The sequence below is a fragment of the Arthrobacter sp. AFG20 genome (assembly GCF_002892795.1).
GTDB lineage: Bacteria > Actinomycetota > Actinomycetes > Actinomycetales > Micrococcaceae > Arthrobacter.
Genome location: NZ_PJMC01000018.1, coordinates 56,905 through 69,234 on the forward strand (window position 1 = coordinate 56,905; position 12,330 = coordinate 69,234).

A 12,330-nucleotide genomic window follows, 5' to 3' on the forward strand; every position below is an offset into this window, starting at 1 on the left:
AGCGCCCAACAAACTATCCTTATAGATACAAAGATTTCGAACGTCTGGACATGTGTGGATCACCTGACCCGCCGCGTCAGTATGCTTGAATTCCTGGATCTGCCAAGGCTGGCGGGACCGGGAACCTGGATGGCATGCCGGTCGTTGACGAGGCAGGAACAACCGGTTCCGGCCTGTCTGGACGTTGGCCTACTTAAGGAGGTCGTGATGCCGCTCTCGGAGCACGAACAGAAGCTGCTCGAGCAACTCGAGAGGCAACTGCATGAGGACGATCCCAAGTTTGCCAATTCCATGGGCTCGGATCCCGGCCGCAGCTGGTCCACCCGGCACATTGTGATTGGCGTACTGGCCACGCTGGCCGGGGTGCTGCTCCTCCTGGTGGGTGTCTCCCTCCAGAACATATTCGTAGGGGTCCTCGGGTTCGTCGTCATGGGTGCCGGAGTTTACTTTGCCACGATGCGCAGCGTTGCGGCCGGCAAAGCGAAGGCCGGCGGGCATGGCCGGAAGTCGAAGAGCAAGAGCTCCTTCATGAACAGCCTCGAGGAACGATGGGATGAAAGGCGCCGCGGGGAATCCTGAGCCCGCGCTCCACTTCCCGCCACCTCCACATCGCACCACCCTCCACATTGCACCACCGGGTCCATCCCCGGTTGGGCGCCAATAATTCAGAATGACCCGCTGCGGCGGGTCATTCCGCTTTAACCGGGGGAACTGTGCCTTTAGCCCGGGGAACTGTGCCCGGGAGCGGGTGTTCCAAAGCTGGAGACCGCCGCGGCCGCGGTAAGCGGAGCGGCCCAATTTCCCTCCACTTTCCACCCCCAGGCAAAATCCCCGCCATTCCGCGGAAATATGTTTGCTCCTGCAGCAGGGAACTGCCCGCGCCGCGTTGACTGTGGGGAGAAGTGGAGTAAAGTGGAGCGCGTAAGAGGGTAGTGGCAGCGCGGGGGTTGTTCGGCTTCTGACGGCAGACGGGCGGTGGGACGTGTTCCTTGGGACACACTCGCCGCGTCTTGACGAAAAGGGCAGGATCATTCTCCCCGCCAAGTTCCGTGAGGAGCTTGCCGGCGGACTTGTTCTCACGCGAGGCCAGGAGCGCTGCATCTACGTCTTCAGCGAGCAGGAATTCGCGAGGGTGCACGAGCAGATCCGGGAGGCTCCGATCTCCAACAAGTCGGCTCGTGACTACATCCGGGTTTTTCTCTCTGGAGCCTCGGACGAGGTACCTGACAAGCAGGGGCGCGTGACCATACCTCCCGCGCTCCGGGAGTACGCAGGGCTCGGCAGGGAGCTGGCCGTTATTGGGGCCGGCACCCGTGCGGAGATCTGGGATGCCCAAGCCTGGAATGAGTACCTGGCGGAGAAGGAAACCTCCTTCTCCGAAACTGACAACCCGATCGCCGGCATCCTTTAGGCCGGCCCGAACCCGTATCCGTTTCTTGGACGAGATCTCCAGCCGCCCATCCCTGCCGACTACCTGGCTCACTTCCCCGGAGCCAGGCAGCCCACGGGATAGGCGCGGATGGGGATCTGGCCCAAGAAGCCACCCCCAAGGAATCATTCCAGGCGCTCAAGGAAGGACGAAGGCATGACAGAACCCGACCAGCCGAAGCCTACGTCCGAACGCCATGTACCGGTCCTGAAGGACCGGTGCATCAATCTTTTGGCGCCCGGATTCGAGGCCGCACGCCTGCGCGGTGAGGCACCGGTGGCCATAGATGCCACGCTCGGCATGGGCGGGCACTCCGAAGCCATGCTCCAGCGCTTTCCTGACCTGCACCTCGTGGGCATCGACCGCGACGAAGAAGCCCTCGCGCTGGCCGGCGAACGGCTCCAGCCCTTCACGGCCCGCACTGACCTGGTCCATGCCGTGTACGACGAAATCGCCGAGGTGCTGGAGGACCTGGGCATTCCTGCGGTCCACGGAATCCTGATGGACCTCGGGGTCTCGTCCCTGCAGCTTGACGAGCGCGAACGTGGTTTCGCCTATTCCTTTGACGCACCCCTGGACATGCGGATGGACACCAGCCGCGGCCAGACGGCGGCGGACGTCGTCAACAACTACAGCGAAGAGGAACTGGTCAGGATCATCCGCAAGTGGGGTGAGGAAAAGTTCGCGGGGCGCATCGCCAACAGGATCGTTGCCGCCCGGGCAGCAAAGCCGTTCACCACCACGGGGGAACTCGTCGAGCAGATCAGGGCCGTCGTCCCGGCTGCCGCCGCCAAGTCCGGCGGACATCCGGCCAAGCGCACCTTCCAGGCCCTGCGCATCGAGGTCAACGAGGAACTCGAAGTCCTCGAACGTGCCGTTCCGGCGGCGGTGGATGCCATCGCGCTCGGCGGTCGGATCGTCGTGATGTCCTACCACTCGCTGGAAGACAAGATCGTCAAGGGCGTTTTCCAAGCCCGCTCCAAATCATCAGCTCCGCTCGGTTTCCCCGTGGAGCTTGAAGAACACAAGGCCGAACTCAAAACCCTGACCAAAGGCACCGAGGTGCCGACCGCCGTCGAGATCGCAGAGAATTCGCGCGCAGCATCAGCCCGGCTGCGCGCAGTGGAACGCATCAGAGCCAGGAGAGCAACATGAGCACCGCAGCTGCCAGGAACCTCGCCCTTCCGTCCGGCCCGAGCGTCCATGACATAGAGGCCGGGCTTCCGGGTTCGGCCCGCAGGGCGCGCACCCCGCTGTCCCTGGTCCGGTCCGCACCGCGGAAGCGCCGCGCGCCCTTCGTTGTCCTCTGCTTCGGCCTGCTGGCGGCCGCGCTGGTTGCTGTGCTGGTGCTCAACATCTCTGTTTCCACAGCGCAGTACCAGTTGGTCAAGCTCCGGGCCGAGCAGACATCGCTCACCAAGCAGAACCAGGATCTGACACAGCAGGTGCAAAATTTTGAGGCTCCCCAGAATCTGGCTGCCAAGGCCGCACAATTGGGAATGGTTGCTTCCACCGGCAAGGGACAGGTTGATCTTTCCACGCTGACCGTGAGCGGAGATGCCAAGCCGGCGGTCAAGGGAGACTCGGCAGGAGCGGTGATCGCTGCCCCTGCCGTCCCGGGTCAGCTGAACGTGGTCCCGCCCGCCAGTTCGGGCGAGCCGCTGGAAAGCAGGGCGCCCGCTGCCGGTGAATCAGCAGCTGCCCAGCCGGAGGCCCCGGCGGCTGCGAAGCCCGCCGAGCCGGCGGCTGCGGCCAAGCCCGCGGCCCTTAACGGGGGGACCATCCCGGCGCCGGAGCAAAGGACGCCGGGGCAGTAGGGCAGGAACAGGCGGCTGGTAGCCCGCATGGCAAGCAGTAGGGGATGAGCGTGGCGCAAGGCAAGAGCAAGGCAAGCAAGAAGAAGGCTGCTAACGCCACGAAGAGGCTCCGCCTCGGACTCAGTATCATGCTTGCACTGCTGTTGGTTGTCGGCGGAAAGCTCTTCCTCGTGCAGGGACTGGACGTCGGCGGCATGGCTGAAGCTGCCCTGGACAACCGGCTGCGCCCCACCGTGCTGCCGGCCGAGCGAGGCAGCATCCTGGACGCCGGCGGAGCAGTGCTGGCGAACAGCGTGATCCGCTACAACATCACTGTTGACCAGTCTGTAAACACCAAGACCGAATCCTTCAAGCGCCTTGAAAAGGTAAACGGCAAGGACGAACTCGTCACCGTTTCCCGGGACCAGGGGATCGCCGAGCTTGCTGCCGCCCTTGGCATGGACACCGAGGACGTGCGGAAATCCGTCACCGGAACCAGGACCTACTACATCGTGGCCAAGGACCTCCGTCCCGACGTCGAAAACCGGGTCTCGGAACTGCAGATCCCGGGTATCTTCTCCGAGGGAACCAGTAAGCGCGTCTACCCGAACGGATCGGTGGCCGGCGGCATTGTGGGCTTCCTCGAGAACGGAACCACCGGCCAGGCCGGCCTCGAGCAGACGCAGGACGAAATACTGCGCGGCACTGCGGGCAAGCGCGTGTTCGAAATCGGCGCCGACGGCCTCCGTATTCCCGTGGGCATCGACGAACTGACGCCCGCGCAGGACGGCAAGGACGTCAAACTCACCCTGAACTCAGACCTCCAGTACTTCGCCCAGCAGGCCATCCAGACCCAGGCGGACAAGCTCAGCGCCGAGTGGGGGGTCATCATCGTCTCGGACGTGAAGACCGGAAACCTCATCGCCATGGCTGACACCAATACGCCCGATCCCAACGACCCCGGCAAGGTGGCCGCCAAGGACCGCGGCGTCCGCTCCGTCACCGCCGCCTACGAGCCCGGGTCAGTGGAAAAGATGATCACCGCCGCCGCCGTCATCGAAGAAGGCAAGGCCAAACCGCTGGACACCTTCGTTATCCCGCCGTCCCTGGTGGTGGACGGCCAGCAATTCGACGACTCCTTTTCCCATGGCACCGAGAAGCGGACCCTGGCGGGCATCCTGGGCTGGTCCATGAACACGGGCACCGTGATGGCCGGCCAGCGCCTCAGCAAAGACCAGCGCCACGACTGGCTGCAGAAGTTCGGAATCGGTGAGGCACCGGAAATCGGCCTGCCGGCCGAGGCGAAGGGCATCCTGACCCCGGCCGACCAGTGGGACGGCCGCCAGCAGTACACGGTGCTGTTCGGGCAGGGTGTCTCGCAGTCGACACTCCAGACGGTCCGCGCCTACCAGTCCATCGCCAATGACGGTGTGATGCTGCAGCCGCGGCTCATCGACAGTTACATCAGCCCGGACGGAACCGAGGAAAAGGTGGCGGCCAAGCCGTCCCGCAGGGTGGTCTCGGAGCAGACGGCGCAGCAGGTGAGGGACATCCTCGAAAGTGCCGTCACCGAGGGCCAGATCAAGGAGGCCGCGATCGACGGCTACCGGGTGGGGGCCAAGACCGGTACCTCGCAGTCGCCCTGCGACGACGGGACCGCAGGCTTCTGCGGATACACCGCCTCGATGGTGGGGATGGCGCCGATGGACGATCCGCGGTTTATTGTGGAGGTGGTCCTGCAGCGTCCCAAGGGGTCCATTTACGGGATCACCAACGGGCCCGTGTTCCGGTCGGTCATGAGCCAGGCACTGCGGACGTACAACGTTCCGCCGTCCAAGGGCACGCCCGTCAGGCTGCCGCAGTTCGCCAAGTAACACCCGCCAAGAAAGACCGCGGTACACCTGAACACAACAGTTCTGCCGTGTCCGCTGGTCCGCTAGCACCAACGGAGATTCAGTTGTCACAGCACCATGACCCCGGCACTGCCGACGCCCCGGAGGGGCAGGCATCCAAGAGCGGCTTCCGGCCCACCGCCGTCGCCGCCGTCGAACTGGGTGTCATCGGCCAGTCAGTGGGAGTTCCGGTGCCGCGGGCCTCCGCGTCCGTTCAGGTCACCGGCATCTCGCTCGACTCCCGGTCCGTGGAACGCGGCGACCTGTATGTTGCCCTGCCGGGGGCGGAGCGGCACGGTGCCGACTTCGCCGCGACGGCCATCGGGTCCGGCGCAGCTGCGGTACTGACGGACGACGCCGGCGCGCGGCTTCTTGCCGTCGGCTCGGACCTCGCCGTGCCCGTGCTTGTGGTGGCGGAGCCCCGCAGCGTGGTGGGCCGCCTGTCCAGGCTGATCTACCGAAGCCAGGACGCCGACTTCCCGGGCCCCTCGATGTTCGGCGTGACCGGCACCAACGGAAAAACCACCACCACGTACTTCATCAACGCCCTGCTGCAGGCGATGGGCAAGAAGACCGGACTCATCGGCACCATCGAGATCCTGGCCGGCGGGGACCCGATTCCCAGCCTCCTGACCACCCCGGAATCCACCGATGTCCATGCCCTGCTTGCCCTCATGCGGGAACGCGGCCTTGACGCCGCATCCATGGAGGTCTCCTCGCACGCGGTGTCCTTCCGCCGCGTGGACGGCGTGGTCTTCGACGTCGTCGGGTTCACCAACCTCACCCAGGACCACCTGGACCTGCACGGCACCATGGAGGAGTACTACCGGACGAAAGCGCAGCTGTTCACCCCCGCACGCGCCCGTGCCGCCGTCGTGACGGTCGACGACGAATGGGGACGCCGGCTCGCCGCCCAGACTGAGCTTCCGGTCACCACGCTCGCCACCCTCCAGCCGGGCAGCGGGCCAGCCGCCGACTGGACCGTCACCGCCCCGAAGCCCCGCAGCCTCGGTACGGAATTCACCCTCCGCGGCCGGAACGGCACGGAACTCCGCGTACACACGGGCCTGCCCGGGGCGTTCAATGTCTCCAACGCGGCCCTGGCCCTGACCATGGTCCTCGCCGGCGGTGCTGACCCGGCCGAAGTGCAGGCAGCGCTGGATGCCCGGGACCCGTTCACTGTTGCAGTGCCCGGCCGCATGCAGCTGGTCGCCACCCGGCCGGCCGCCGTCGTCGACTTCGCCCACAACACGGATGCACTGGCACGCGCCCTGGAGGCCGTCCGGTCCCCGGAGCCCGCGTCCAAGGTGATCGTGGTTTTCGGCGCCACCGGCCAGCGCGACCAGGGCAAGCGCCCTTCCATGGGCGCCACCGCGGCCCGGCTCGCCGACGTCGTGATCGTCAGCGATGACGACCCCCACGATGAGGACGCCGCTGCCATCCGCGCCGAGGTGCTGGTGGGTGCGACGGACGCCAAGGAAGCCGAGCAGCTCGACTGCAAGATCATGGAAGTTTTCCCCCGCGATGCTGCCATCCGTGAAGCCGTCAACCTGGCCTCTCCGGAGGACACCATCCTGGTTGCGGGTCGCGGACACGAAGTGTGGCAGGAGGTCAAGGGAGTGAACCTTGCCCTCGACGACAGGGTGGAACTACGGAACGCCTTGACGGCACGAGGATTCACCGTTCTCCAAGACGACGGGATAGAGTCCTAGACCGACATGATTGAACTAACTGCGGCGGAAATCGCCGAAATTACCAACGGCCGGCTGCTTGCCGACCCCGACGTCACCCCGGTATCCGTGGTGACCGACTCGCGGGAGGCCGGTTCCGGCTCCCTTTATGTCGCCAAACCAGGCGAAAGCGCAGACGGGCACAGCTTCGTGGGCGCGGCCTTTGACCGCGGCGCGGTTTTGGCCCTCACCGAACGTGAAATCAAGGACGACGCCGGCCGGAACTATCCGTCCGTCGTCGTCGAGGATGCGGTGCTGGCCATGGGCGCCCTCGCGGCAGAAGCGGTCCGGCGGATCAGGCAGCATCGCGAGTCGGCGGGCGAACAGCTGACCGTCATCGGCATCACGGGTTCGGCGGGGAAGACCACCACCAAGGACCTGTTGGCGGGAATCCTGTCGGCCGAGGCGCCTACCGTTGCACCCCAGGGTTCCTACAACGGCGAGGTCGGCGTGCCCCTCACCGTGTTCCAGGCGGGCTTCGACACCCGGTTCCTGGTCATCGAGATGGGCGCCACCGGCATCGGACACATCCGCTACCTGGCCAACATGGTCCGGCCAGAGATTGGTGTGGTGCTCGGCGTGGGAACAGCCCACGCCGGGGAGTTCGGCGGCGTGGAAAACATCGCGGCCGCAAAGGGCGAACTCGCCGAGGCCGTACCCGCCGCAGGCACCGCCGTGCTGAACCTTGACGATCCCCGTGTTGCCGCCATGGCCGCCCGGACCCGCGGCACAGTTCTGGGCTTCTCCTCCCGGGATGCCGATCCGGACGCTCCCGCCGTCCGTGCCGCCAACCTGGACACCACCGCCTCAGGCAACCCGGAGTTCGACCTCGAAGTGCCGGGGGAGCCCACGGTGCGGGTCAGCAGCAAACTGATCGGTGAACACCACGTGGCGAACCTCCTCGCCGCCGCGGCGGCCGCGCACGCGGCCGGCGTACCGGCTGACAGGATCAGCGCATCGTTGAGCTCCCAGTCCGCGGCAAGCCGCTGGCGCATGGAGCGCACCGAACGGCCCGACGGCGTCACGGTGATCAACGACGCGTACAACGCCAACCCGGAATCCATGCGGGCGGCCCTGCGCACGCTGGCCGACCTCGGCCGCGGACGCCGCACCTGGGCCGTGCTCGGGGCCATGCTGGAACTGGGCGACGATTCCATCCGCGAGCATACCGCCGTCGGCACGCAGGTGGTGCGGCTGAACATCTCCCGCCTCCTGGTGGTGGGCCGGGAAGCGCGTTCACTGTACGTTTCCGCCGTGCAGGAAGGTTCCTGGGGCGATGAATGCATCTTCGCCGAGACTGTTGATGAGGCCTACGAACTGCTCCAGGAGCAGCTCGAACCCGGTGACCTGGTGCTCTTCAAGTCCTCGAACAGCGTGGGCCTGCGCCATTTGGGCGATCGGATAGCATTACCCCCACACGCCACCCCCACAAATGCCAATGAAGGGAGCGAGCTGCTGTGATTGCACTACTGATCGGAGCTGGCCTGGCCCTGCTGCTGGCTCTGGTGGGTACGCCGCTGTTCATCCGCCTGCTGGTCCGTAAGAGCTATGGCCAGTTCATCCGCGATGACGGACCCACCTCGCACCACACCAAACGCGGCACCCCCACGATGGGCGGCACCGTGGTGGTGGGCGCAGTCCTGCTGAGCTACGGCCTGACGCACCTCATCATGTGGCTCATGAACCCCCGGTCGGCCGGGCCGTCGGCCTCGGCGCTGCTCCTGCTGTTCCTGATGGTGGGGATGGGCCTGGTGGGCTTCCTGGACGACTTCATCAAGATTTCACGGCAGCGCAGCCTGGGCCTGAACGCCAAGGCGAAACTGATTCTCCAGGCAGCGGTGGGCATCATCTTCGCCGTCATGGCCCTGTATTTCCCGGATGGGGACGGCCTTACCCCGGCGTCTACCAAGATCTCGCTGGTCCGTGACATCCCGTGGCTGGACCTGGCATTCGGCGGCACCGTGCTTGGTGCAATCCTCTTTGTGCTGTGGTCAAACCTGATCGTCACCGCCGCCACCAACGGCGTCAACCTTACCGACGGACTGGACGGACTGGCCGCGGGCGCCGCGGTCATGGTCTTCGGCGCCTACACGCTGATGGGCATCTGGCAGAGCAACCAGGCGTGCGGCTCGCCGCGTCAAACGGGTGGCGGCTGTTATTCCGTCCGGGATCCGCTGGACCTGGCGCTTCTTGCCGCCATCATGAGCGCCGCGCTGGTGGGCTTCCTGTGGTGGAACACCTCACCGGCCAAAATCTTCATGGGCGATACCGGCTCCCTCGCGATTGGCGGCGCCATCGCAGGGTTCGCCATCCTCTCCCGCACCGAACTGCTCCTGGCCTTCATCGGTGGCCTGTTCGTCCTCATCACGCTCTCCGTCATCATCCAGGTGGGCTACTTCAAGGTGACCAAGGGCAAGCGCTTCTTCAAGATGGCGCCGCTGCAGCACCACTTCGAACTCAAGGGCTGGGCGGAAGTCACCGTGGTGGTCCGGTTCTGGATCCTCGCCGGCCTGTTCGTCGCCGCTGGCCTTGGCATCTTCTACGCAGAATGGGTGGTCCTCCTGTGAACGGCTCCGAATCCCATGCTGAAGTATCTGGTCCGGCCAGGCTCAGCGGCCTGGTGAGCTGGGACTCCGACTGGGCCGGGCTGCGCGTCGTGGTCACCGGGATCGGTGTCTCGGGCTTCGCGGCCGCGGACACGCTGATCGAACTTGGCGCCCGCGTGGTGGTGGTCGACGGCGCCACCACGGAAACGGCCCAAGGCAAGGCCGACACGCTGCGGATCGTGGGCGCGGCCGACGTTCTCCTGGGGGAGGAGGCCGTCCGCACGCTGCCAAAGATCGACGGCCTGAAGCCGGACCTCGTGGTCACCTCGCCGGGCTGGCGCCCGGACCAGGCATTGCTGGCGGCTGCCGCCCGCGCCCACATCCCTGTCTGGGGCGACGTCGAACTGGCCTGGCGGCTGCGCGTCCGCGAAGGCCGGAAAACAGCTGACTGGCTCACCATCACCGGCACGAACGGCAAAACGACGACGGTCGGCCTGACCGAGTCCATGCTGCGCGCCGCGGGCCTGAAGGCGATCGCGGTGGGCAACGTCGGCACGCCCATCCTCGATGCCCTGCGTGACCCGGTGGAGTACGACGTCTTCGCGGTGGAGCTCTCCAGCTTCCAGCTGCACTGGTCCGACTCCGTCTCGGCTGTCGCCAGCGTGTGCCTCAACGTCGCCGAGGACCACGTGGACTGGCACGGCTCCTACGAGTCCTACCTCGCCGACAAGGCCAAGATCTACGAAAACACGCAGAAGGCCTGCATCTACAACGACGAGCAGATCGAAACCGAGCGCATGGTGGAGGACGCCGACGTGGTGGAGGGCTGCCGCGCGGTGGCGTTCACCACCCTCACGCCCGCCATCAGCATGCTCGGCGTCGTGGAGGGCCTGCTCGTGGACCGGGCCTTCATTGCCGAACGCAAGGACAGCGCCGTCGAACTGGCGTCCATGTCCGACCTCGGTCCGGTGGCCCCCCGCCACATGGTGGCCAACGCCCTGGCCGCCGCCGGCCTGGTGCGGGCCTACGGCGTCAGCCCCGAGCATGTGCGCGAAGGACTGCAGGCCTACATCCCCGGAAGCCACCGCATCCAGCCGGTCGCGAAGCAGAACGGCGTTCTCTGGATCAACGATTCCAAAGCCACCAACCCGCACGCCGCCTCCGCCTCCCTGGCCGCCTTCGACCCGGTGGTGTGGATTGCCGGTGGCCTGTCGAAGGGCGTCAGCTACGACGACCTCGTCCGCGACCACACACGCCGCCTGAAGGCCGTCGTGCTCATTGGCAAGGACACTGCGTCACTGGAGGAGTCCCTGCAGCGACACGCACCGGATGTCCCCGTCATCCGGCAGGCGGCAGGCCACACTGAAATGGTGCAGTCTGCCGGAACCGGACATGATGCCGCACCGGATTCAGCCGAAACCGGGAAGGCCGTGATGGCACAGGCCGTCGCATCGGCGGCACAGCTCGCCGCCTCGGGTGACACTGTGCTGATGGCCCCGGCTGCTGCATCCATGGATCAATTCTCTTCCTACGCTCACCGTGGCGACGCCTTCATTGCAGCGGTCCGGGAGCTCGTGGAAGGGGATGCCCGGACCGGCAAGGAGTAAGAATGGTCAGCACACCCACGCGTCCCGCGGCCGCCCGGCAGCGGGCGGGGGAGAAACCCGGACCGGGTGCTGCATCCACTCCCGCCAAGGTTCCCACGAGCGGCCGACTGCTCCGGTGGTACAGGCGCTTCTGGTCCGCCCTGGAGGGAAACGGCAAGTCGCGCAACGGCTCCACCTACTACCTCATCCTCGGCACCACGCTGGCCCTGACCGCCATCGGCATCATGATGGTGCTCTCGGCGTCCAGCGTGGAGGCCATCGCGGCGGGCGAGTCGCCCTACACCGCGGCCCTCAAACAGGGCCTGTTCGCCGGAATCGGCACCTTCTGCATGTTCATGCTGTCCCGGATCAACGTGGTGTGGCTGAAGCGCCTTGCGTGGCTGGGCATCATCATCGCCTACGCCCTGCTGGGGCTCGTGCTGGTCATTGGCACCAGCGTCAACGGCAACAAGAACTGGATCGACATCGGCGGGTTCTTCACCCTGCAGCCGTCCGAGGCAGCCAAGCTTGCCCTGGCCCTGTGGATGGCCACCGTGCTGGCCAAGAAGGCGTCGCTGCTGCACCAGTGGGGACACGCCGTGGTCCCCGTGGTGCCCATAGCCGGCGGGATCATCGGACTCGTCCTGGTCGGAAATGACCTCGGCACAGGCATGATCATCATGCTCATCACAGCCGCCGCCCTGTTTTTCGCCGGCGTGCGTCTTTACCTGTTCGGTTTCGCCGCGCTCGTCCTCGCGGCCGGAGCCGCGGTCATGGCCCTCACCAGCTCAAACCGGGTCTGCCGCATCACCTCGTGGTGGACCGGGCAGAGCTGCGGTGACGGAATCGACGCCAACTACCAGTCCACCAACGGCCTCTACGGGCTGGCGTCGGGGGGCTGGTTCGGCGTCGGGCTTGGGCAGAGCCGGCAAAAGTACAGCTGGATCCCCGAGGCCCACAACGACTTCATCTTCGCCATCATCGGTGAGGAACTCGGGCTGGTGGGGACCGTCGTCGTACTGGTTCTTTTCGCCATTCTGGGCGCCGCCATCTACCGCGTGGTGGTGGCGCAGGAGGACCTGTTCCACCGGGTCCTTGCCGGAACCATTATGGTGTGGCTGTTGGGCCAGGGAACGGTCAACATGGCCGTGGTCACCGGCCTGATGCCGGTGATCGGCGTCCCGTTGCCCTTCATCTCCTACGGCGGTTCCGCGCTGCTGATGTCGCTCTGCGCGATCGGCGTAGTGTTGTCACTGGCCCGGGAGCAGATGGAGCCCAACATCCGGCCACGTAAACTGCTCGGCCCGTGGCGGTTGCCCGGGCTCAAGAAATCCCGTACGAAAGCGTAACC

General features: G+C 65.9%; 10 protein-coding genes. All 10 read left to right on the forward strand.

The genetic code is table 11. The annotated features are described in order from the left end of the window. Positions 1 to 207 precede the first annotated feature (207 nt). The 10 genes from CXZ05_RS18385 (at position 208) to ftsW (ending at position 12,328) form a co-directional block, all read left to right on the forward strand. Positions 208 to 579 carry a DUF3040 domain-containing protein gene (locus CXZ05_RS18385; RefSeq protein WP_102973963.1) on the forward strand — a complete coding sequence of 124 codons (372 nt, stop codon included), beginning with the start codon at positions 208 to 210 and terminating at the stop codon, positions 577 to 579. A gap of 403 nt (positions 580 to 982) precedes the next feature. Then, positions 983 to 1,411, forward strand: a complete 429-nt coding sequence (gene mraZ / locus CXZ05_RS18390; RefSeq protein ID WP_102973964.1) for a division/cell wall cluster transcriptional repressor MraZ — start codon at positions 983 to 985, stop codon at positions 1,409 to 1,411. Between the two features lie 174 nt (positions 1,412 to 1,585). After that, positions 1,586 to 2,584 carry a 16S rRNA (cytosine(1402)-N(4))-methyltransferase RsmH gene (rsmH, locus tag CXZ05_RS18395; protein WP_102973965.1) on the forward strand — a complete coding sequence of 333 codons (999 nt, stop codon included), beginning with the start codon at positions 1,586 to 1,588 and terminating at the stop codon, positions 2,582 to 2,584. Then, a complete protein-coding gene (locus CXZ05_RS18400) occupies positions 2,581 to 3,246 on the forward strand; it encodes a hypothetical protein (RefSeq protein ID WP_102973966.1) in 666 nt (221 codons plus the stop codon). The genes rsmH and CXZ05_RS18400 overlap by 4 nt, the downstream gene beginning before the upstream one ends. A gap of 44 nt (positions 3,247 to 3,290) precedes the next feature. Further along, complete coding sequence (locus CXZ05_RS18405; RefSeq protein ID WP_102973967.1) at positions 3,291 to 5,099, forward strand: penicillin-binding protein 2; 1,809 nt, start codon at positions 3,291 to 3,293, stop codon at positions 5,097 to 5,099. A gap of 83 nt (positions 5,100 to 5,182) precedes the next feature. Then, entirely contained in the window at positions 5,183 to 6,829 is a 1,647-nt protein-coding gene (locus tag CXZ05_RS18410) for a UDP-N-acetylmuramoyl-L-alanyl-D-glutamate--2,6-diaminopimelate ligase (protein ID WP_102973968.1), read from the forward strand. Between the two features lie 6 nt (positions 6,830 to 6,835). Further along, positions 6,836 to 8,308, forward strand: coding sequence for a UDP-N-acetylmuramoyl-tripeptide--D-alanyl-D-alanine ligase (gene murF, locus CXZ05_RS18415; RefSeq protein ID WP_102973969.1), 1,473 nt, complete (start codon positions 6,836 to 6,838; stop codon positions 8,306 to 8,308). Continuing rightward, a complete protein-coding gene (gene mraY / locus CXZ05_RS18420; protein ID WP_102973970.1) occupies positions 8,305 to 9,414 on the forward strand; it encodes a phospho-N-acetylmuramoyl-pentapeptide-transferase in 1,110 nt (369 codons plus the stop codon). The genes murF and mraY overlap by 4 nt, the downstream gene beginning before the upstream one ends. Beyond that, the gene (gene murD / locus CXZ05_RS18425; protein ID WP_102973971.1) at positions 9,396 to 11,000 is read left to right on the forward strand and encodes a UDP-N-acetylmuramoyl-L-alanine--D-glutamate ligase; all 1,605 of its coding nucleotides are present in this window, start codon (positions 9,396 to 9,398) and stop codon (positions 10,998 to 11,000) included. Before mraY ends, murD begins: the two co-directional genes overlap by 19 nt. Positions 11,001 to 11,002: 2 nt before the next feature. Next, positions 11,003 to 12,328, forward strand: a complete 1,326-nt coding sequence (gene ftsW, locus CXZ05_RS18430; protein WP_102973972.1) for a putative lipid II flippase FtsW — start codon at positions 11,003 to 11,005, stop codon at positions 12,326 to 12,328. Positions 12,329 to 12,330 lie beyond the last annotated feature (2 nt).